At 61.8% G+C, this 20,005-nt stretch carries 20 protein-coding genes; 12 read left to right on the forward strand and 8 right to left on the reverse strand.

Annotated features, from left to right (window positions below; translation table 11 throughout):
- On the forward strand, positions 1–455 hold a 455-nt coding region (locus VFB05_RS21420), incomplete at its 5' end, for a tetratricopeptide repeat protein (protein WP_325015898.1).
- 120 nt (positions 456–575) lie between these two features.
- A complete protein-coding gene (locus VFB05_RS21425) occupies positions 576–851 on the forward strand; it encodes a hypothetical protein (protein WP_325015900.1) in 276 nt (91 codons plus the stop codon).
- 52 nt (positions 852–903) lie between these two features.
- On the opposite strand, the gene VFB05_RS21430 is transcribed toward VFB05_RS21425, so the two are convergent.
- Entirely contained in the window at positions 904–1,086 is a 183-nt protein-coding gene (locus tag VFB05_RS21430; RefSeq protein ID WP_325015902.1) for a hypothetical protein, read from the reverse strand.
- A gap of 268 nt (positions 1,087–1,354) precedes the next feature.
- Here VFB05_RS21430 and VFB05_RS21435 point away from each other — a divergent pair, with 268 nt between their 5' ends.
- Positions 1,355–2,323, forward strand: a complete 969-nt coding sequence (locus tag VFB05_RS21435) for an alpha/beta hydrolase (protein ID WP_325015904.1) — start codon at positions 1,355–1,357, stop codon at positions 2,321–2,323.
- A gap of 59 nt (positions 2,324–2,382) precedes the next feature.
- On the opposite strand, the gene VFB05_RS21440 is transcribed toward VFB05_RS21435, so the two are convergent.
- Positions 2,383–2,772: a cytochrome c family protein gene (locus VFB05_RS21440; protein ID WP_325015906.1), complete on the reverse strand. Its 390-nt coding sequence runs from the start codon at positions 2,770–2,772 to the stop codon at positions 2,383–2,385.
- 213 nt (positions 2,773–2,985) lie between these two features.
- On the opposite strand from VFB05_RS21440, the gene VFB05_RS21445 reads away from it, so the two are divergent.
- Genes VFB05_RS21445 through glcF form a run of 3 tightly spaced genes read left to right on the forward strand, consistent with a single transcriptional unit; the run spans position 2,986 to position 7,070 of the window.
- Complete coding sequence (locus tag VFB05_RS21445) at positions 2,986–4,479, forward strand: FAD-linked oxidase C-terminal domain-containing protein (protein ID WP_325015909.1); 1,494 nt, start codon at positions 2,986–2,988, stop codon at positions 4,477–4,479.
- A gap of 9 nt (positions 4,480–4,488) precedes the next feature.
- Positions 4,489–5,727, forward strand: a complete 1,239-nt coding sequence (locus VFB05_RS21450; protein WP_325015911.1) for an FAD-binding protein — start codon at positions 4,489–4,491, stop codon at positions 5,725–5,727.
- Complete coding sequence (glcF, locus tag VFB05_RS21455) at positions 5,724–7,070, forward strand: glycolate oxidase subunit GlcF (protein ID WP_325015914.1); 1,347 nt, start codon at positions 5,724–5,726, stop codon at positions 7,068–7,070. The genes VFB05_RS21450 and glcF overlap by 4 nt, the downstream gene beginning before the upstream one ends.
- A 35-nt stretch (positions 7,071–7,105) precedes the next feature.
- Here the strand turns inward: glcF and VFB05_RS21460 are convergent, their stop codons facing one another.
- Positions 7,106–7,375 carry a hypothetical protein gene (locus VFB05_RS21460; RefSeq protein WP_325015915.1) on the reverse strand — a complete coding sequence of 90 codons (270 nt, stop codon included), beginning with the start codon at positions 7,373–7,375 and terminating at the stop codon, positions 7,106–7,108.
- A gap of 398 nt (positions 7,376–7,773) precedes the next feature.
- Here VFB05_RS21460 and VFB05_RS21465 point away from each other — a divergent pair, with 398 nt between their 5' ends.
- Positions 7,774–8,748: a TorF family putative porin gene (locus VFB05_RS21465; protein ID WP_325015917.1), complete on the forward strand. Its 975-nt coding sequence runs from the start codon at positions 7,774–7,776 to the stop codon at positions 8,746–8,748.
- A gap of 29 nt (positions 8,749–8,777) precedes the next feature.
- On the opposite strand, the gene VFB05_RS21470 is transcribed toward VFB05_RS21465, so the two are convergent.
- Positions 8,778–10,523: an ABC transporter ATP-binding protein/permease gene (locus tag VFB05_RS21470; RefSeq protein WP_325015919.1), complete on the reverse strand. Its 1,746-nt coding sequence runs from the start codon at positions 10,521–10,523 to the stop codon at positions 8,778–8,780.
- A gap of 380 nt (positions 10,524–10,903) precedes the next feature.
- Between VFB05_RS21470 and VFB05_RS21475 the strand changes: the two genes are divergently transcribed.
- Both VFB05_RS21475 and VFB05_RS21480 read left to right on the forward strand, forming a co-directional pair.
- A complete protein-coding gene (locus tag VFB05_RS21475) occupies positions 10,904–12,571 on the forward strand; it encodes an L-lactate permease (protein WP_325015921.1) in 1,668 nt (555 codons plus the stop codon).
- 135 nt (positions 12,572–12,706) lie between these two features.
- Positions 12,707–13,114, forward strand: coding sequence for an META domain-containing protein (locus VFB05_RS21480; RefSeq protein WP_325015924.1), 408 nt, complete (start codon positions 12,707–12,709; stop codon positions 13,112–13,114).
- A 197-nt stretch (positions 13,115–13,311) separates the two neighbouring features.
- On the opposite strand, the gene VFB05_RS21485 is transcribed toward VFB05_RS21480, so the two are convergent.
- The 3 genes from VFB05_RS21485 to VFB05_RS21495 all read right to left on the reverse strand — a co-directional run bounded on the left by VFB05_RS21485 (position 13,312) and on the right by VFB05_RS21495 (position 16,811).
- Positions 13,312–14,508 carry a hypothetical protein gene (locus VFB05_RS21485; RefSeq protein ID WP_325015926.1) on the reverse strand — a complete coding sequence of 399 codons (1,197 nt, stop codon included), beginning with the start codon at positions 14,506–14,508 and terminating at the stop codon, positions 13,312–13,314.
- 158 nt (positions 14,509–14,666) lie between these two features.
- Positions 14,667–16,301, reverse strand: a complete 1,635-nt coding sequence (gene groL, locus VFB05_RS21490; RefSeq protein WP_325015928.1) for a chaperonin GroEL — start codon at positions 16,299–16,301, stop codon at positions 14,667–14,669.
- 213 nt (positions 16,302–16,514) lie between these two features.
- Positions 16,515–16,811, reverse strand: coding sequence for a co-chaperone GroES (locus VFB05_RS21495; RefSeq protein WP_325015930.1), 297 nt, complete (start codon positions 16,809–16,811; stop codon positions 16,515–16,517).
- A gap of 315 nt (positions 16,812–17,126) precedes the next feature.
- Here VFB05_RS21495 and VFB05_RS21500 point away from each other — a divergent pair, with 315 nt between their 5' ends.
- Entirely contained in the window at positions 17,127–17,642 is a 516-nt protein-coding gene (locus VFB05_RS21500; protein ID WP_325015932.1) for a hypothetical protein, read from the forward strand.
- A 265-nt stretch (positions 17,643–17,907) separates the two neighbouring features.
- Here VFB05_RS21500 and VFB05_RS21505 read toward each other — a convergent pair whose 3' ends face one another.
- The gene (locus VFB05_RS21505) at positions 17,908–18,681 is read right to left on the reverse strand and encodes a protein phosphatase CheZ (protein WP_325015935.1); all 774 of its coding nucleotides are present in this window, start codon (positions 18,679–18,681) and stop codon (positions 17,908–17,910) included.
- A gap of 82 nt (positions 18,682–18,763) precedes the next feature.
- Here VFB05_RS21505 and VFB05_RS21510 point away from each other — a divergent pair, with 82 nt between their 5' ends.
- Positions 18,764–18,919: a hypothetical protein gene (locus VFB05_RS21510; protein ID WP_325015937.1), complete on the forward strand. Its 156-nt coding sequence runs from the start codon at positions 18,764–18,766 to the stop codon at positions 18,917–18,919.
- Between the two features lie 207 nt (positions 18,920–19,126).
- Positions 19,127–19,948: a L,D-transpeptidase gene (locus VFB05_RS21515; RefSeq protein WP_325015939.1), complete on the forward strand. Its 822-nt coding sequence runs from the start codon at positions 19,127–19,129 to the stop codon at positions 19,946–19,948.
- Positions 19,949–20,005: the final 57 nt, after the last annotated feature.

The raw sequence follows: 20,005 nt of genomic DNA on the forward strand, positions 1-20,005 counted from the left end.
GCGCGCTGAAGGCGGCGCCCGATGATGCCAGCGCCAAGCATGTCGAAGCCCGGATCTGGGCGATCTGGCTGCAGACGCCGAGCGATACCGCAGCGCTCTTGATGACGCGCGCCAAGGCGGCGATGGATGCCCATGAGATGAATGTCGCGCTGAAACTGCTCGACGCCGTCATCAAGCTGCGCCCGGACTATATCGAGGCCTGGAACCGGCGGGCGACGCTCTACTATGTGCAGAACGATTACGGCCGCTCACTGGCCGATATCCAGCAGGTGCTGGCGCGCGAGCCCCGGCATTTCGGCGCGCTCGCCGGGCTCGGCATGATCATGCAGGAACTCGGCGACGACAAGCGGGCGCTGGACGCCTTCCGCAAGGCGCTCGCCATCAACCCGCATCTGGAGAGGGTGCCGGAGCTGGTGAAGACCTTGAGCGAGAAGGTCGAAGGCCGCGATATCTAGAACCCGAGCAGCCCTCTCAATCCAGGGTTAACCAGGACTTAAAAGCCTGCGCTGCCGGGGCGGAACGCGCCTCCTGGGCCCGCTCTTGACCGCGTATATCTGGCGGCAGGAGGCAAGGCCATGAAACGCCTGATGTTGGCAGGTGCCTTGATGCTGACGGCCGCTCCCGTCAGCGCCGACGGGCAGTACTGGGTGGTCGGCAACAACGCCACCCAGCGATGCGACATCGTCACCAGCAACCCCGTCATTGGCGGGATTGCCGCAGACAATGGCGGTGGCTACTGGTTCGGCGACGGTCCGTACCGATCGCGCGATGATGCGAAGCTCGCCCGCTCGACCATCAGCGCCTGTCCCAAGAACGACGACGAGCAGGACACGTCCGACAATGAGAAGTGACGACAGACCGCGATGAGATTAGGCTTCAGAGCGGCGGCACCAGCCTTGATGACTAGTGCAGGACGTTGCTGCCGCGCTCGGCCAAGCCGTAATGGGCGGCCGCCGCGTAGAGTTGCGCAATCTCGGCTTCGAGATGCTCGTTGACCATCAGGAGCGCTTTCAGCGCGCCGCGAAGGTCACCATTGCAGCTCGCCACAATCTCGTCGATGACGGCTTCAGTCGGTCCGATAGTCATCGATCTTCTCCTAACTTTCCCTGCGGACTAATTTTTTCGAGGTCCGAGCCGTTCCTGTGGAAGACATGGATAGGCCGGACGACGTTTTCCGATTAGTCACGTACGCCCGGCCAGCAGAAAAAGTGCTGACCATGGTTATAAAATGGCCGACGACGCCCGTATGACAGGGTCCCGCAATAATACGGGAAATCTCCACAATTTTGTCGCGAAACCGGTATGTCGCGACGACGCAATTTGACGAATGAACCCTGCCGTCCGGAAAATCTCAATGATTCCAATTATCGTAGTCGCGATTGTCGCACTATTTGCGCTCGCCACACAAATGTGCGGTTTCATAATCGGCCGGATTTATCCACCGCTGGGGAAAACTATCGCCGTCAAAGGCGCGTCCTTGAGTGTGACCGAACTCGGTCCGGAAGATGCCGCGGGTCCTCCAGTCCTGCTCTTGCATGGCGCCAGCTGCAATCTCCGGGCGATGCGGCGGCCGCTCGGAGAGCTGCTCGCCAAACGCCATCGCGTGATCCTGATCGACCGGCCCGGGCACGGCTGGAGCGTGCGCGAGCGTGAGACCGACTCGGTGCCCGAGAGCCACGCGGCGATGATTGCGGAGGCGCTCGAGGAGATGGGCACCGGTCCCGTCATCGTGGTCGCGCATTCGCTCGCAGGCGCGCTCGGCACGCGGCTGGCGCTGGATCATCCCGACCGCGTCGCAGGCCTCGTGCTGCTCGCGCCGGTGACCCACCCCTGGCGCGGCGGCGTCGGCTGGTACAATCGCGCCATCACCACGCCAGTAATCGGCAGGCTGCTCGCCCATACCGTCACCTTGCCGCTCGGCTTGTTGCTGGCGCAGTCCGCCTCGCGCAACGTGTTCGCGCCGCAGGAGGTGCCCGACGGTTTCGTGAAGGACACGGCGACGCCCTTGTTGCTGCGTCCGCGCGAGTTCATCGCCAACGCCTGGGATCTCGTGACGTTGAAGCAGGCGGTCATCGCGCAGGCGGCGCGCTATGGCGAGATCAGCATGCCGGTCACCGTGATCGCCGGCGATGTCGACAAGACCGTCTCGACCAACATTCACGCCCGCCCGTTCGCGGCCGCTGTGCCGAACGCGAAGCTGATCGTGCTGCCCGGCGTCGGGCACATGATCCAGAATGCCGCGCCTGATCTGGTGGTGTCGGAAGTGGAGGCGATGATCGGCAAGATCGCTCAAGGCGCGCCGGCGGCCGCTGTCGCGAATTAGATGGACCAGCAAAAAGCCCCGGCGAGCCGGGGCCTTTTCGTTCGCAGCGCTACGCGCCGCTACTTCTTCTTTCCGTCCTTGTCGAATTGCGAAAGGTAAGCCCAAAGGTCATTCGCCTGCTTCTCGTTCTTGATGCCGGCAAAGGCCATCTTGGTACCGGGGATCTTGGCCTTGGGGTCCTTGATGTAGTCGAGGAACTGCTCCTTGCTCCAGGTGATGCCGGAATTCTTGTTGGCCTCGGAATAGGAATAGCCTTCCGCGGTGCCGGACTTGCGGCCGTCGAGCCCGTTCAGCTCTGGCCCGACCTTGTTCTTGGCGCCTTCGCCGATCGCATGACAGGCCATGCAGATGTGGAAGGCGGTTTCACCGGCCGCGACGTCCTGCGCCCGCGCGCCCGTCGCGGCCACGGCGGAAACAAGGACGATGACGCTCAGGCTCAAGTTCTTCATGGGATGCTCTTTGGCTGGGATCGAAGGAGGGTTGGGCAGCTTTTGCCATGGCGGGCTTGCGAGGAACAAGCCACGAAACCTTGACAGGTTTCAAAATCGACCGCTTGTCTCGCTCGAACGCCTGGCGGGTCAAACGGCCGTGGAGGACCTACCCAAGCAGGTCGCGCCGTGCTTTCCTCGTCGCGACACGCAGCAAGAGCCGGAGAGACAGCCATGGCCATCATGATGCCCGAGGCCGATCGCGCCACCCTGGCGCGGCGCGCGGAAATCGTGGCTCGCTTGCGCGCGATCGTGCCGGGCGAGGGCGTGATCGACACGCCGGCCGAGATGCGCGCCTATGAATCCGATGGGCTGACCGCCTATCGCCAGCCGCCGATGGTCGTGGTGCTGCCCGACACCACCGAGCAGGTCTCGCAGGTTCTGAAATACTGCCACGCGCACAACATCAAGGTGGTGCCGCGCGGCAGCGGCACCTCGCTCTCCGGCGGCGCGCTGCCGCTCGCCGATGGCGTGCTGCTGGGCCTCGGCAAGTTCAAGCGCATCCGCGAGATCGATTTCGACAACCGCGTGGTCGTCACCGAGCCCGGCGTCACCAATCTTGCGATCAGCCAGGCGGTCGCGCATGAGGGCTTCTATTATGCGCCGGACCCGTCGTCGCAGATCGCCTGCTCGATCGGCGGCAATGTCGCGGAAAATTCCGGCGGCGTGCATTGCCTGAAGTACGGCATGACCACCAACAACGTGCTCGGCTGCGAGATCGTGCTGATGACAGGCGAAGTGCTGCGCATCGGCGGCAAGACCGCCGAGAGTTCAGGCTACGATCTGATGGGGATCATCACGGGGTCCGAAGGCCTGCTCGGCGTCATCACCGAAATCACGGTGCGGATCCTGCAAAAGCCGGAAACCGCGCGCGCCATGATGGTCGGCTTTGCGGAAGTCGAAGCCGCCGGCGAATGCGTGGCAGAGATCATCGGCAATGGCATCATTCCGGGCGGCATGGAAATGATGGACAAGCCTGCGATCCATGCGGCGGAGGCCTTCGTCCACGCCGGCTATCCGCTCGATGTCGAAGCGTTGTTGATCATCGAACTCGATGGCCCGAGCGTCGAGGTCGACGAATTGATCAAGCGGGTCGAGAAAATCTCGCAAGGCTGCGGCTCGACGGTCTGCCTGATCTCCAATTCGGAAGCCGAGCGCAACCTGTTCTGGGCCGGGCGCAAGGCAGCGTTTCCGGCCGTCGGGCGGATCTCGCCCGATTATCTCTGCATGGACGGCACCATTCCGCGCGGCGCGCTGCCCAAGGCGCTCGCCCGTATCCGCGAGCTCTCCGGGAAATACGGACTGCGCTGCGCCAACGTGTTTCATGCCGGTGACGGCAATCTGCATCCGCTCATTCTCTACGATGCCAACCAGCCCGGCGAGATCGAACGCGCCGAAGCCTTCGGCGCCGACATCCTGCGCTGCTGCGTCGAGCTCGGCGGCGTCTTGACCGGCGAGCACGGCGTCGGCATCGAGAAGCGTGATCTCATGGGCGAAATGTTTTCCGATATCGACCTCAACCAGCAGCAGCGGCTCAAATGCGCCTTCGACGCGCAGGGCCTTCTCAATCCGGGCAAGGTGTTTCCGACCCTGCACCGCTGCGCCGAGCTTGGCCGCATGCACGTGCATGCCGGCAAGCTCGCCTTTCCTGACATTCCCCGATTTTGAGCGTGACGCGTGGATACTCTGAAAGTACGAGACGCCAAGGATGTCGAACAGGCCGTGCGCGCGGCGATCGCGAACGATCAGCCGCTCGAGATCATCGGCCATGGCACCAAGCGGATGGTCGGCCAGGTGATGGCGACCAACGCGCTGCTCGATCTGTCGGCGCTCAGCGCGGTGAAATCCTACGAGCCGAATGAGTTGATCATCACGGTGGAGGCGGGCGCGCCACTGGCCGACGTCAAGTCGCTGATCGATTCGAAAAGCCAGCGCTTTGCCTTTGAGCCCATGAACACCGCGCCGCTGCTCGGGACGCCTGAGCGAGGGACAATCGGCGGCATGCTCGGTGCCGGGCTCGCGGGCCCGCGCCGGATCCAGGCGGGCGGGGCGCGTGACCATCTGCTCGGCGCGCAGGCCATTTCGGGCTTTGGCGACACGTTCAAGGCCGGCGGCAAGGTCGTGAAGAACGTCACGGGATATGACCTCTGTAAATTGCTGGCGGGCTCCTGGGGCACGCTGGCGGTCGTGACCGAGGTGACGCTGAAGGTGATGCCAAGGCCGGAGAGCGAGCGCACGCTGCTGCTGCGCGGGCTCGACGATGTCACCGCCAATCAGGCGATGACCGCGGCGCTCGGCTCTCCGTTCGACGTGTCCGGTGCGGCGCATGTGCCGAAATCCGCACTGCGCGATGCGGCGGGCGCACTTGGCAGCCTCGGATCGCCCCGCGACGCCCTGACGCTGGTTCGGCTGGAGGGCATCACCGCCTCGGTCACGCACCGTGCAGCCTCGCTTGCCAAGCTCCTCGCGCGGTTCGGAACCGCTGAGACGATCGAAGATGACCGCTCGGCGGCGGTGTGGGAGCGCGTGCGCGATGTGGAACCCTTTGCGGCCAAGGGCCCGCTCGGCGCCTGGCCGGTGTGGCGTATCGTCTGTCCGCCGGCATCCGGTGGGGCTTTGGGCGAGCTCCTTGCCCGCGAGACCGGGGGTGACGTGCTTTACGACTGGGGCGGAGGCCTGATCTGGGCGGCGATGCCGCCAAAGGCGGATGCGCAGGCGGCTCTGGTACGGCAGCGCGCTGCCGCCGCCGGCGGTCACGCCACGCTGCTGCGTGCGTCCGACGAGGTGCGGCGGCAGGTCGACGTGTTCCAGCCGGCAGCCGAGGGCGTCGCCGCTTTAAGCGAACGCGTCCGGCAGAGCTTCGACCCCAGGGGCATTCTCAATCGCGGCCGGATGGTCCGGAAGACAACCACATGAAGACTGAATTTAGCGCCGCTCAGCTAGCCAATCCCGATATCGCGGAAGCCGACACGATCCTGCGCAAATGCGTGCATTGCGGCTTTTGCACCGCGACCTGTCCGACCTATGTCCTGCTCGGTGACGAACTCGATAGCCCGCGCGGCCGCATTTACCTGATCAAGGAGATGCTGGAGAAAGACCGTCCGCCGACGGCGGAGGTCGTCAAGCACATCGACCGTTGCCTCTCCTGTCTTGCCTGCATGACCACCTGCCCGTCGGGCGTGAACTACATGCATCTGGTCGATCAGGCGCGGGTGCGGATCGAGCGCGACTACAAACGACCCCTGATCGAACGGCTGTTGCGCGCGGTGCTTGCGCTCGTATTGCCGAGGCCAAAACTGTTTCGCGCCAGCATGGTGATGGCGCGGCTCGCGCGTCCCTTCGCCGGCCTTTTGCCTTCCGGCGGCGCGTCGGCGCGGCCGACTTTACTCAAGCGAATCAAGGCGATGCTGGCGCTATCGCCGGGCAGCCTGCCCAAGGCGGGACCGCTGCCCGGCAGCGTTTTTCCGGCAATCGGCGAGCGGCGCGGGCGGGTCGCCTTGCTTCAGGGATGTGCGCAGCAGGTGCTGGCGCCGCGGATCAATCAGGCTGCCATCAACTTGTTGACCCGTCACGGCATCGAGGTCGTCCTCGTCAAGGACGAGCAATGCTGCGGCGCGCTGACCCACCATATGGGCCGGGAGGCCGAGGCGCTGACCTTTGCCCGTGCCAACATCGCGGCATGGGTTGCGGAGGCCGATCGCGGCGGCCTCGACGCCATTCTGGTGACGACGTCGGGCTGTGGCACTGTCATCAAGGACTACGGCTTCCTGCTGCGCCAGGACCGTGATTTCGCTGCGTCCGCAGCCAGGGTTTCAGCGCTCGCCAAGGACATCACCGAGTATATCAGCGCTCTGAATCTCGCAGCCGTGGCGCGCCATGACGACATCGTCGTCGCCTATCACGCGGCTTGTTCGCTACAGCATGGGCAGAAAATCACGCAACTACCGAAAGAATTGCTTTCCAAGAATGGATTCGTGGTGAAAGATGTAGCCGAGAGCCATTTGTGTTGCGGTTCGGCTGGGACCTACAACATCCTCCAGCCTGACATTGCGAACAAGTTGCGTGATCGAAAGGTCGCCAATATTGCGATGGTCAAGCCGGACATGATTGCCGCGGGCAACATTGGATGCATGGTGCAGATTGCCAGCGGTACGTCAGTTCCTGTGGTGCACACGATTGAGCTTCTCGATTGGGCGACGGGCGGCCCGCAGCCGGGATCGAGCGAACCCGACAGGCGCGTAGCAGGAGCGAGGGCCTGAACGTCCGATAGATACGGCTCAGCGCAACAGGAGGACTACATGGCTAAGGCGAAAAAGAAGAAGGGCAAGAAGGCGAAGAAGGCTAAAAAGCTTGTCGCTTCGAAGAAGAAATCCGCCAAGAAGGCGGCAAAAAAATCCGCGAAGAAGTCTGCAAAGAAGTCCGCGAAGAAGGCGGTGAAGAAATCGGCCAAGAAGGCTGCGAAGAAAGCTGCGAAGAAATCCGCACCGAAGAAGAGGGCGGCAAAGAAGGCAGCTCCCGCAGCGGTGGAACATACCGCTTCGCACGAGACAGCGGCCCCCTCCAACAGCTGGGCGACGCCTGCTCACGAGGAGCCTGCTCCCGCGCCGTCATGGGAGCACCACTCCGATCACCATTCGTCGGGTAGTGAAGAAGGCAACTAGGGCCAGCTCAGCCACGACCAAGCAATATCAGGAGGCCGCAGCGTCGAATCGCTGCGGCCTTTTTCTTTTGCAGGTCCGTAATCGCCGCGAGCAGACGTGGCAAATCCGGCTCGGCCTCTTCGGGAATTTGTGGTCAGATTACAACAGCTTGCAGCTATATCTCGACCGTTCGCAAGTCTGAATAAAAAATATGCATATGATCACGTTTTAATCTTCATGTTATGGCCACCCTATACGAGATTGCTTTACGCGCCTGCGCTTTGTTGCGCCGCCAGCTCCGCAATCGTTGGAAGGGTCCTCGATGAAAAAACGCCTTCTGGCTGCTGTGTTACTGGCAATGTCAGGACCCGCTTCGGCCGCGGATTTGCCGGCGAAGGCCACGAAGACGCCGGCGCCGTTCAATCCCTGGGACGTCGCCTTCGGCGGCGCCGTGATGAGCGACTACGTCTTTCGCGGCATCACGCAGTCCAATCACCAACCGTCGGTCGCCGCTTATTTCGAGCCGCGTTACAACATCAACAAGGATTTGCAACTCTATGTCGGCACCTCCGCCGAGAGCATTTCCTTTGCCAATCATGCGGCGGCCGAAGTTGATATCTACGGCGGCATTCGGCCGACGTTCGGTGCTTTCGCATTCGACTTCGGCATCTGGGGCTACCTCTATCCGGGCGGGCAGTGTCAGGAAAGTTTTCCGGGCGGCGTTGCGGTTTGTCCACCGGGCTCGCCGCTCGCGCTCGGCCCGGATTTCACGCAGATCAAGCAGAATCTCAGCTTTTACGAGGGCTATGGCAAGGTCAACTGGACCATCAACGACAGCTTCGCGCTCGGCGCCAACGAATACTACACGCCGAACTTTTTGAATTCGGGCGCCTGGGGCAACTACTCTTCGATCACGACGAAAGCGACGGCGCCGAGCGCGTGGTTCGGGTCGACTGGCATCGGAGCCTATGTGTCCGCTGAAGTCGGGCGGCAATGGTACGGCACGACGGATGCGTTCTATCGCATCGCGGCCGCGCCGATCGGCATTCCCTATCCAAGCTACAACACCTGGAATATCGGCGTCGCCTTCACCTACAAGGTGTTCACGCTGGACCTGCGCTATTCCGACACCAGCCTGAGCAAGGGCGATTGCGCGGCGCTGACGAGCGCCTTCAACGCCAACATTCCCGGCAACCTGACGGCCATCAACCCCAATGGCTTCGGCTCTAACTGGTGTGGCGCGGTCGGCATTGCCAAGCTGTCGGCCGACCTCACCGCGATGAGCAATCTGAAGTAATTCTCTACGAGCCGTTGCCGTGGCCGTTACTATGACGGGCTCGGCTGCTCTTGCCGTTGATGCGCGGCAAACAGCTCGCCCTCGCGTTCAAGCACGATGCGGCCGTCGTGGAAGGCCTTGAGCGTGCTGCGATGTCCGATCGAGACGGTTGTCGTTGCTTTGAGTCTTTCGGCGAGCAGGCGATAGAGGGCGGCTTCCGCGGCTTCGTCGAGCGAGGCGGTCGCCTCGTCGAGGAAAAGATATTGCGGTTTGTGCAGCAGCGCGCGGGCGATCCCAAGCCGCTGCTGCTCGCCGAGTGACAGCATCCGGTTCCAGTGGGCGTCCTCCTCAAGCCTCGTTGCGAGCTGCGGCAGGCCCACGGTAGTCAGCGTCTCCTCAACGAATGACGAACTGAAAGCATCCGGACTCGAAGGATAGACGATCGCCGCCTTTAACGTTCCGATCGGAAAATACGGCCGCTGCGGCAACATCATCAGCGTAGCCTTGGCGGGAATCGTAATCTCACCGTTACCGAACGGCCAGACGCCGGCAATCGCGCGAAACAGCGTCGACTTGCCGGCGCCAGACGGACCGGTGACGAGAACTTGGTCGCCGCCTTGAAAGCGCAGGCTATCGGCCGCAACCAGCGGCGCACCGTTGGGCAATTTGACCAGGAGGCCTGCGATATCGATCGCGCCAGCGCCTGCAGCAACGACGTCGATCTTCGGCGGTGTCGTAGCCAGATGGGTTGCTTCCTCGATCGAGGTCTCAAAGCCGTCGAGACGGTCGATGACCGCGCGCCATTCAGCCAGGGAGCGATAGGCCGAAACGAAGAAGGACAGCGCGTCCTGCACCTTGCCGAAGGCCTCGGCGGTTTGCATCAGCGCGCCAAGCAGGATCTTGTCGGCGAAGTAGGCCGGCGCCACGAGGATGTATGGAATGACCACCGCCGCCTGGGCGTAGCTCTGCGTCCAGGCTGTCAATCGCCTGGTTCGCTTCATGATCGCGTACCAGTTGTCGACGATCAAACCGAACCGGCCGAGCAAGCGCTGCTGTTCCGCGTTCTCTCCCTTGAGCAGCGCGATCTGTTCAGTGTTCTCGCGCACGCGGACCAGGTCGAAACGGTAATTGGCTTCAAAGTGTTGCTGCTCGAAGTTGAGACGGATCAGCGGCGAGCCGATCCATTGCGTGAGTGCGGTTCCTAGAAGGGCGTAGATCAGCGCGCCCCAGACGAGATAGCCGGGGATTGCGAAGTCGCTGCTAAACAGGTGCAGCGGCGCCGCCTCGGACAGGCCCCAGAGGATGACGACGAACGAGGCGAGGCTGACGATCGAGTTCAATAGTGCAGTGCCGATGCCCAGCGTCTGGGCGACGAACAATTTGATGTCGTCGGCGAGGCGCTGGTCGGGGTTGTCAGCCGCGTCGCCGCGCAGCGCCATGCGGTAGTGATTTGCGCCAGGCAACCAGCCATCGAGATATCGCCTGGTCATCCAGTTCCGCCAGCGAATTTGCAGCCATTGACCGAGGTAGAGTTGATAGACGGAAAGAAAAACCGCGACGGCGGCGAGTGCGCAGAAGACGAACATCTCCCGCACAAAGCCGTTCAAGTCCTTTTCCTGCAACGCGTTGTAGAAGCGGTTGCGCCATTGGTTGAGCAGGACGTCGTCAGCGACCGAGGCGAGTTCAATGGCAATCACCGCAGCGAGCAACCAGAGGCCAGCCCGTTTGTCTTCGGAACGAAAATAGGGAATGGCGATCCGCCATACGATCTTCAGCATCGAGCCGATTTTCTTCACTGATCGTGGTCTCCGGGGAATAGTTGCACGGGCTAGGTGTTGGCCCGGCTAGGGAAGGTGATTTGACATTCGCTAGGGTTAGCTGGCGTCGCGTTTTCGGGAACCGCGGAAGCTTAAGCGAATGTCCGTCTCCGGAACTAGACTAAAGTTGTAAACTTGATGGTATGGGTTCGCTTGTCGCCACCTCCGAGTCAACCCTAGCATGCGGTCAATGGCGGGTGGCAGGGGGCCATCTCATTTCGCGCGTTTGTGAGCGGATTTGGCGGAGCCGAATTCGCGTTTGACGTCGCACTTTGCCAAAGGCCCTCGAAAATTGACGCCAGCGCGCCGGCCGTCCACGCGGGCCGGCAGCGCCAAAAAGTACTTGGGGAGAAAACGTAATGCACTGGGATCAAGTCTATAATCCTTTCAACAACGCCGTGCTGTCGACGATCGCAGCCGCGGTGCCCGTCGTCACGCTGCTCGTCTTGATCGCAAGCGGCAAGGTCAAGGCGCACATCGCCGCCATCGTTGCGGTGATCCTGACCAACCTGATCGCGATCTTCGTCTTCACCATGCCGGCGAACATGTCGATCCGCGCTTCGCTGCTCGGCGTCGTGGCAGGTTTCTTCCCGATCGGCTGGATCGTGCTGAACGTTATCTTTCTCTACCAGCTCACGGTCGCAACCGGCCAATTTGAGTTGCTCAAGCGCGCCGTCGGTGGCGTCACCGAAGATCGCCGGCTGCAATTGCTTTTGATCGCATTTTCGTTCGGCGCTTTCTTCGAGGGCGCATCCGGTTTCGGCACGCCGGTCGCGGTCACCGGCGCGGTTCTGATCGGTCTCGGTTTCTCGCCGCTCGCGGCTTCCGGACTGTCGCTGATCGCCAACACGGCGCCCGTTGCCTACGGTGCGCTCGGTACGCCGATCCAGGGGCTCTCGCAGGTGACGGGCCTTGACCCTTATATCCTGGGCGCGATGGTCGGCCGTCAGCTACCGGTGTTCTCGCTGATCGTGCCGTTCTGGGTGGTTTGGGCTTTCGCCGGCTGGAAAGGCATGAAGGAGATCTGGCCGGCCATCCTGGTCACCGGCATCTCGTTCGCCGTGCCGCAATTTGTCATCTCCAACTTCATCAATCCCTGGATCGTCGACATCGGCGCGTCGCTGATTTCGATGGGCGCACTCATCTTGTTCCTGAAGGTCTGGCAGCCGAAGAAAATCTGGCTGTCGCCGGCACTGCGCGGCAACGATGAATCCATGGCTACGATGACGCCGGCAAAACCGCTGGACAAGACGCCGCTGACGTCGGCTCAGCTGTTCAGTGCATTGTTGCCGTGGATCGTCGTCTGCATCGTGATGCTGATCTGGGGCAACGGAGCGTTCAAGACGTGGGCGAATTCGATCTTCACCTGGAACTATCCGGTTCCTGAGTTGCACCAGATGATCAACAAGGTGCCGCCGGTTGCCGCGAAGCCGACGCCGGAAGGTGCGGTGTTCGGGTTCACTTATCTGTCGTTCACCGGGACAGGCATGTTGATCGCGGCGATCATCGCCGGCTTCCTGGCAGGCTTCTCGCCCGCCAAGATGATCGCCGAGTATGGCCGCACCATCCGTCTTTGCGCGATTTCGCTGATCACGATCTCGGCGATGCTGGCGATCGGCACGTTGACCCGCCTCTCCGGCATCGACGCGACGCTGGGTCTTGCCTTTGCGGCAACAGGTGTCCTCTACCCGTTCTTCGGCACGCTGCTTGGCTGGTTGGGCGTTGCGTTGACCGGATCGGATACCGCCTCGAACATCCTGTTCGGCAACCTGCAAAGGATCACCTCCGAGCAGTTGGGTATGTCGCCAATATTGATGGCAGCCGCGAACTCCTCGGGCGGCGTCATGGGCAAGATGATCGACGCGCAGTCGATCGTCGTCGCCTCCACCGCGACCAACTGGTACGGGCATGAGGGCTCGATCCTGCGCTTTGTGTTCAAGCACTCGATTGCGCTGGCCTGTCTGGTCGGCCTGTTCGTGATGTTGCAGGCCTATGTCTATCCGTTCACGGCCATGGTCCTGAAGTAAACCTTGGCAAGAGCTGATCAAGCATCCCCGCGTCCTGTTGGACGCGGGGATTTTTTTGGCGCAATCGATCTGGTCAATAGGGCCTTGGCCGACTACAACCGCGCACGCTTTTCGAATGTCCCGGAAGGAATTCCAATGTTTTCAGCGCGAGGTCTTGCGGCGGTTGTCGCTGCGTTCACGGCTGTCGTTTTGCCGGCCAGTCCGGTCCGTGCGGACGATGGGTTTCCGTTCGGATTCGAAATGACGCTGGATACATTGCCGCAGCCTGGATCGAAGCGGATACCGACGCTCGAGATCGGCGACAACGGCGAGGCCAAACTCGATTTGTGGTGCAAGAGAGGGACGGGGCAATTTTCGGTCGCCGGCAATACGGTGATCTTCGTTCCCGGTCAGCTGCAGGATCAGGGCTGTCCGCCGGCACGGGCGCAGGCGGACGACGATCTGGTTGCCGCGCTCAGCGAAGCCACCACCTGGCGGCGGCGGGGCGATCAGGTGTCCTTTGTGGGAACCAGGCCCTTGAAGTTTCACCTCAACACGAACTAGCGGTCGGATTCTAACATTCGCATCCCTTCTCAACGGGCGCATTTGCGAATGTTAGAATCAAACGACCACTAGCAAAAATATGCTTTTGGTGGAGTTCGGGATTTGACATTCGCTATGCGAGTTCGCGGCCAGGGTTAGTAGCGAATGTCAAATCCGCTCCACCAGCAAGTCGGTTCGTGCGGCGCGGCCGCGCCTCGTTACTTCCAGACTGATTTGTCCGCGTCCCAGCGCTGACCCTTGAATTCTTTGGTGAGGGCGTCAACGGGACCATTGTCGTCCTTCTGGGCGCCTTCTTCGTCACCACTGACATCGTTGGCGAGGACCAGTGCGGGGCCCGAGGTCTCGTCGGCGGTGGTGATCGCCGGACTGCCAATCCAAAGGATCAGCCGGTCCGATGCGCCGGGCTTTTCGGAAGCGACCAGCGCCGGCACCTCGATGGTGTCGGTGAGATCAAGCGAAGGATAAAGGGCGTTAGGGCGCTTGAATGTCAGTTTCAGCTTGCCGTTGGCGGAGTTCCAGACGGACGTTGCAGGCTTGGCCGACAGCGCTGCGGCCAGGACATTGGCGATGGTCGATGCCAACTTGTCCTTGTTGAGCTTCTCGCCGTCACGCCAGGGCGCAGCCGAAAAGCGGATGGTGCGGTCCATTTCGATGATGCCTGAGGTCCATCCGGCTGCGACCACACCGGGTACGGACTTGAATTTCGTGATCAACCCTGCGGCGCGATCGGGATCGGCGCTGAGCGAAATCGTCTGTTCGCCGGCGCGCAGCACGTCGCAAGTGACGGCGAGGCTGCTTAAGGAAACCTCGACGTCCTGTCCCTTCAGGCTTTTGAGAAAATCGGCGACCGCATCCAGCTTGACGCGCACGGCGATCGCTTCCGGCGATACTTCGGTGAAATCCTTCGGCGCCGGGGTGATGCTGTCGTCGCTGGACTGGCTCTCCTGAAACTCGCGCTCGCTGAGATCGGAATTGTCAGTCGAGTTCACTTCGGTGACGGTCTGCCCGATGCTGATCTGGCCCTTGAACTCAAAATTGTCGCCGGTCGGCTTTCGCGTCAGCTTGATCGTCACCGGCAACTTGCTGCCGACGCTCTGGGTTGTTCCAGTGAGGGTTTGGCCGTTGATCGCAAGATTGGCGACGAAGCGGTCCTTGCGGTCGGAGCCTTTGGCGGCGGGATAACACACATCGAGCGTGGCCGCGGTCAGGGTTTTGCCTTGGCGTGTTTCCTTCAGGATCACATCGGCATTGCCATCCATCAGTCCGTCGATGGCGGTGAAATACCTGACTTCGTTGGCGCCGGGGGCGGGCTTGGTCGAGAGCTTCATTTGCCCGTGGGCTACGGTCGTTGAAGCCGCGACAAGAACGGTCAGGAAAAATAAGGGCGCGCGCATCTGCACTTCCTTGGAGAGACTTGAGATCGCCCGGCCGCGGTTCGATCGGGCCGGGGCGGCCCTTCCTAGCAAAGCTTTCGGCAAATCGCCAAAGAACAAAAAAAGAAGGCCGCGCATGGCGGCCTTCGTGATTTCGTATGTTGCCAAATCGGCGTGATTTAGAAGCCCATGCCGCCGTGGCCGTGACCGCCACCCGCTGCCGGCGCGGGCTCCTTCGGCAGTTCCGCAACCATCGCTTCGGTCGTCACCAGCAGGCCGGCAACGGAGGATGCGTCTTGCAGGGCGGTGCGCACCACCTTGGCCGGGTCGATGATGCCCTTGGCGACCATGTCGACATACTCTTCGGTCTGGGCATCGAAGCCGTACGTTTCCGACTTGTCTTCCAGGATCTTGCCGACAACGATCGAACCTTCGACGCCGGCATTCTCCGAGATCTGGCGGATCGGAGCTTCCAGCGCCTTGAGCACGATGTTGATGCCGGCCTGCACGTCGGAATTATCGTTGTGGATGCGCCCCACAGCCTTCCTGGCGCGCAACAGAGCAACGCCGCCGCCCGGCACGATGCCTTCCTGCACAGCGGCCCGCGTGGCGTTGAGCGCGTCCTCGACGCGATCCTTCTTCTCCTTGACCTCGATCTCGGTCGCACCGCCGACGCGGATCACCGCGACGCCGCCGGCGAGCTTGGCCAGACGCTCCTGAAGCTTCTCGCGGTCGTAGTCCGAGGTGGTCTCCTCGATCTGCGCCTTGATCTGGCCAACGCGCGCCTCGATGTCCTTCTTCTTGCCGGCGCCCTTGACGATCGTGGTGTTCTCCTTATCGATCACCACCTTGCCGGCGCGGCCGAGCATGTTGACCGTCACGCTTTCGAGCTTCATGCCGAGTTCGTCGGAAATCAGCTGGCCGCCGGTGAGGATCGCGATGTCTTCCAGCATCGCCTTGCGGCGATCGCCGAAGCCCGGCGCCTTGACGGCGGCGACCTTCAAGCCGCCGCGCAGGCGGTTGACGACGAGCGTCGCCAACGCCTCGCCCTCGACATCCTCGGCAATAATCAGAAGCGGTTTGCCGGACTGCACCACGGCCTCCAGCACCGGCAGCATCGCCTGCAGGCCGGACAGCTTCTTCTCGTGCAGCAGCACGTAGACGTCTTCGAGTTCCGCCGTCATCTTCTCGCCGTTGGTGACGAAATAGGGCGACAGATAGCCGCGGTCGAACTTCATGCCTTCGACGATATCGACCTCGGTCTCGAGCGACTTGTTCTCTTCGACCGTGATGACGCCCTCGTTGCCGACCTTCTGCATCGCTTGCGCGATCATCTTGCCGATCGCGGCATCGCCATTGGCGGAAATCGTGCCGACCTGGGCGACCTCGGAGGAGGAGGCGACCGGCTTCGCGCGCTTCTCGATATCCTTCACGACCGCGTTCACGGCGACTTCGATGCCGCGTTTGAGGTCCATCGGATTCATGCCGGCGGCAACCGCCTTGGCGCCTTCGCGCACGATCGCCTGCGCCAGCACGGTCGCGGTGGTGGTGCCGTCACCGGCGGTGTCGTTGGTCTTGGAGGCAACCTCGCGCAGCATCTGCGCGCCCATGTTCTCGAACTTGTCGTCCAGTTCGATCTCCTTGGCGACGGTCACGCCGTCCTTGGTGATGCGCGGGGCGCCAAAGCTCTTTTCAATGACGACGTTGCGGCCCTTGGGACCGAGCGTCACCTTGACGGCGTTGGCGAGAACATCGACGCCGCGCAGCATCCGCTCGCGCGCGTCTCCGGAAAATTTGACATCCTTGGCAGCCATTGTCCTTACTCCTCAAATTCGAAGGTTTGTGTTCTTGCCGCGTCGCTCACTCGTCACTGCCGGGCATAGCCGTTCGAAGGACGGGGTCGCTTTCGCTCGCCTGTTGCCCGGCGATCCAGTTTTGTCGGGGGTGGATGTTCCGGATCAGATCCGGATCATGACGGCTCAAGTTGAACGTTCGCGGCGGGGGTTACGTGCGAATGGAGGTCGTGCTTAAACGAGCACGCCCATGATGTCGCTTTCCTTCATGATCAAGAGTTCCTCGCCGTCGATCTTGACCTCGGTGCCCGACCATTTGCCGAACAGGACGCGGTCGCCGACCTTGAGATCGATCGGGATCAACTTGCCGGCTTCGTCCCGGCCGCCGGGGCCGACCGCCGTGATTTCGCCCTGCGAGGGCTTTTCCTTGGCGGTGTCGGGGATAATGATGCCGCCCTTGGACTTCTGTTCAGCATCGATGCGCTTGACCACGACACGGTCATGCAGTGGGCGAAATGTGGTTTTAGCCATGACGGTTCCTTTGGAGCCTGGTTCGCTGGTCGATTTGCTGCCGAAATTGACGGGGAATACGGGGCCGGTCCGGCCGAGGGCAGCCTATCGTAGTTCTTGGCAATCGGGCACTTAGAGTGCCAATGGTGCGACTGGGGGATATGGCCTTGCGGCGATCCTGTCAAGCAAACGCGGTTAATGGCTTGGTGAGGCTGATATAGGATGCTTTGGAAAACCACATCGCTACGCCGACGTATTTGGGACGTCGTTGCCGAGTCAGGGTTTTTGCGGTTCGCTGCCGGACGGACGCGACCGCGGATTTGCTTGGGGGATAACATGATCGTTTCAGGTGGCGCGCGGACGGCTGCCAATCTGGGGATCGCCTCGGTGCTGGCGGTGTTTCTCGGCGCATGCAGCAGCATGAGCCTGCCCTCATTCTCGTCGTCGCCGTCTGTGGCGCCCGAGCCGGCGCCGGCACCGGAAATGCCCGCAACGATCCGTCCCGACGAAATCGTCGGCAAATGGGGATTGGCCTCGTACCAGAATCCCAATGATCGCGCGCGCACCGAAGCGGCCGCGAAGGCGCAGTGCAAGCAGCCCTATGTGATCGGCGCCGGCAGCAGTGGCGGCGTCATCATGCATCTGGCCGATCAGGCGACGCCGCAGGAACTGCGGCTCAAGGGCAGCCCGAGCGGCAAGAACTATATTGGTCCGCCCGGACCTGCGGGCGGCGAGCAGGACCGCGAGATCGTCTCCTTTGACGGGCGCGTGCTGATCACCCGCTTCATCGACAAGGATGCGGCGACCCGTTACGGCAACATGGTCTATGTCCGCTGCGCGCCGCGCGCGTGAGCGCGACTCGCAAACCTTCCATCACTGCGAGCAAAATGGGCGGAGCTGAGGCATGCTCCGCTGTCATCGTCCGGCATAGCCGTTCGAAGAACGGCGTCGCTTCCGCTTCGCCTATGCCGGACGATCCAGTATTCCAGAGACGCCCGTGCTTGAGCCGAGAAGCCTCTGGAATGCTGGATGCCCCGCCTACGCGGGGCATGACGACGAAGAAAACAAAAACGCCGGCCTGAAAGGCCGGCGTTTTTCTTGCATTGAAAATCCTCAATCAGTCGAACAGCGCGTCGATATCGTCCTGCGAGGCGTGGCCGACGTCGCCTTCGAGCTTCGGGCCGTTCAGCAGCCTGGCGTCACCTTCGCGGGTGTCGACGATCGCCGGCGCGTGCGCCTTGATGGCGTCGACGCCGCCCCAGATCTCCATCATGACGGTGATGTGATTTTCGATGAACTTCATCGTGTTCATCACCTTTTTGATGCGCTGGCCGGTCAGGTCCTGGAAGTTGCAGGCCTCGAAGATCGAGACAACGCGTTCCTGGATTTCCTCGCTGAGCAGCTTCTGCTGATCGGGCGAGTTGACCTTGCTGAGTGCGGTCGCCGCATTGTCGATCGATTCAGCCGCTTCCAGGATCTGCTGGGTGGCCTCTTCGGTGCCGCCGACCACGGCGCCGAGCTCGCCATTGACCTTGGCCATCTCTTCGCCGTTGAAACTCTTGCCGTGCAGCACGGCGATTTCGCGCTTGGTACGGGTAATGGCGTCATAGATCAGGTCGAGCTCGACCTTCAGCTTCTCGCATTGCTCGATCTGCGCACGATAGGTTTCAAGCAGCGCATTCGCTTCGGCCACTTCTCGTGCCGCGGCTTCGCCGATCGTCTCTGCTGTCGCGCCGTTGGGACGCGACGTAGCCATCTGTGCCTTGATGGCGCGCAATTCGTTCATGATCTCGCGGTGCATGGGACCGACCTCGGTTTTAACTTCCGGCGGCATCTGAATATCCCCGGAGATAGCTTCCTCGACACGAAAACGTCTACGATGAACCGCCATGGCAAATTCCCTGACCCCTTGCACCGCCGTGCTTTAAAGCAGACCTGATTTAACACGAGGTTCACGCCAGAACTTGCACGCAATGCGCGAACGCGTGCGCACACTGACGATTAACCATGCGCACGTCGTGTTCACCGAAAATAAACGCTACCGGACAAATCCGCGCTGGTTTGACGACGTGGTGAATCAAAACGTCGGTTCTGTTTACCAAACCGATGCGGTTTTTGCTTTTAGCTAACCACGTGCAGAGGCGCCGCTCCGGCGCACTCGACGACGAACTAGCGCCGCCCATTTGAAGCTCGCGCGCCACAAGCGGCGAATTCGATCCGGGAGCTTCAAATGGAAAGCGGCACTAGAATCGATGTCTGCTAGCGCCCATGACTTTCCGAAGTTCGTGAAAGTGGGTGCTGAGGTGGAACACGAACTTCGGAAAGTGGGCACTGGTATGAGTACGTCGATGAAGAAAATGTATTTCGCGCTGCTCGCCAGCGCTTGCTGGCTTGGCTTCGGATTTCCGCAAGCGGCCGCGAACGAGGCCGAGTTCGTCACCGATCCGGTTGCGCTCCATCCCGATCGTTCCGCAACGCCGCCGGCTCCCGCGCCGGTGCGCCTGGCTTCAGCCGATCGCCCCAGCATGGGCGGAGGCTTTATCGAGTTTCTGTTCGGTGACAGGCAAGGGCAGGAAGGCCAGGTCTATCGGCAGCAGCCCGCCTACCAGCAGCAGGCTCCGTACGGGCAGCAGCCAATGGTTTACCAGGCGCCGATGATGCCGCCGCAGGCCATGGGCCAGCCGATGATGAGCGAGCCCGCGCGCCCCTCGTTCGATCCGAAATACGAGAAGCAACTCGTCGAATATGAGGGCAAGGAAGGCGCCGGCACGATCGTGGTCGATACGCCGAACAAGTTCCTCTATCTGGTCCAGGGCAGCGGCAAGGCGCTGCGCTACGGCATCGGTGTTGGCCGCCCGGGTTTCACCTGGTCCGGCGTGAAGACGATCTCGGCAAAGAAAGAGTGGCCGGACTGGACGCCGCCCTCGGAGATGCTGGCGCGCCGGCCCGACTTGCCGCGCCACATGGAAGGCGGTCCGCAAAATCCGCTCGGGGCGCGTGCGATGTATCTCGGTTCGACGCTCTATCGCATCCACGGCTCCAACGAGCCCTGGACGATCGGCACCAACGTGTCGTCCGGTTGCATCCGGATGCGCAATGAGGACGTGATCGATCTCTACGGCCGCGTCAACGTCGGCACCAAGGTCGTCGTGATCTGACGCTTTGCACCAAAGGAAAATGAAACGGCCACTCCAATGGAGTGGCCGTTTTTGCTC

The sequence above is a fragment of the Bradyrhizobium sp. genome, from assembly GCF_035652035.1.
In the GTDB taxonomy this organism is placed as follows: domain Bacteria; phylum Pseudomonadota; class Alphaproteobacteria; order Rhizobiales; family Xanthobacteraceae; genus Bradyrhizobium.

Bases quoted from the DNA above. Each gene is read 5' to 3' on its own strand.
- VFB05_RS21425 (WP_325015900.1), top strand. From the start codon at position 576: ATGAAACGCCTGATGTTGGCAGGTGCCTTGATGCTGACGGCCGCTCCC.
- VFB05_RS21430 (WP_325015902.1), bottom strand. From the start codon at position 1,086: ATGACTATCGGACCGACTGAAGCCGTCATCGACGAGATTGTGGCGAGC.
- VFB05_RS21435 (WP_325015904.1), top strand. From the start codon at position 1,355: ATGATTCCAATTATCGTAGTCGCGATTGTCGCACTATTTGCGCTCGCC.
- VFB05_RS21440 (WP_325015906.1), bottom strand. From the start codon at position 2,772: ATGAAGAACTTGAGCCTGAGCGTCATCGTCCTTGTTTCCGCCGTGGCC.
- VFB05_RS21445 (WP_325015909.1), top strand. From the start codon at position 2,986: ATGGCCATCATGATGCCCGAGGCCGATCGCGCCACCCTGGCGCGGCGC.
- glcF (WP_325015914.1), top strand. From the start codon at position 5,724: ATGAAGACTGAATTTAGCGCCGCTCAGCTAGCCAATCCCGATATCGCG.
- VFB05_RS21465 (WP_325015917.1), top strand. From the start codon at position 7,774: ATGAAAAAACGCCTTCTGGCTGCTGTGTTACTGGCAATGTCAGGACCC.
- VFB05_RS21475 (WP_325015921.1), top strand. From the start codon at position 10,904: ATGCACTGGGATCAAGTCTATAATCCTTTCAACAACGCCGTGCTGTCG.
- VFB05_RS21480 (WP_325015924.1), top strand. From the start codon at position 12,707: ATGTTTTCAGCGCGAGGTCTTGCGGCGGTTGTCGCTGCGTTCACGGCT.
- VFB05_RS21485 (WP_325015926.1), bottom strand. From the start codon at position 14,508: ATGCGCGCGCCCTTATTTTTCCTGACCGTTCTTGTCGCGGCTTCAACG.
- groL (WP_325015928.1), bottom strand. From the start codon at position 16,301: ATGGCTGCCAAGGATGTCAAATTTTCCGGAGACGCGCGCGAGCGGATG.
- VFB05_RS21495 (WP_325015930.1), bottom strand. From the start codon at position 16,811: ATGGCTAAAACCACATTTCGCCCACTGCATGACCGTGTCGTGGTCAAG.
- VFB05_RS21500 (WP_325015932.1), top strand. From the start codon at position 17,127: ATGATCGTTTCAGGTGGCGCGCGGACGGCTGCCAATCTGGGGATCGCC.
- VFB05_RS21505 (WP_325015935.1), bottom strand. From the start codon at position 18,681: ATGGCGGTTCATCGTAGACGTTTTCGTGTCGAGGAAGCTATCTCCGGG.
- VFB05_RS21510 (WP_325015937.1), top strand. From the start codon at position 18,764: ATGCGCGAACGCGTGCGCACACTGACGATTAACCATGCGCACGTCGTG.
- VFB05_RS21515 (WP_325015939.1), top strand. From the start codon at position 19,127: ATGAGTACGTCGATGAAGAAAATGTATTTCGCGCTGCTCGCCAGCGCT.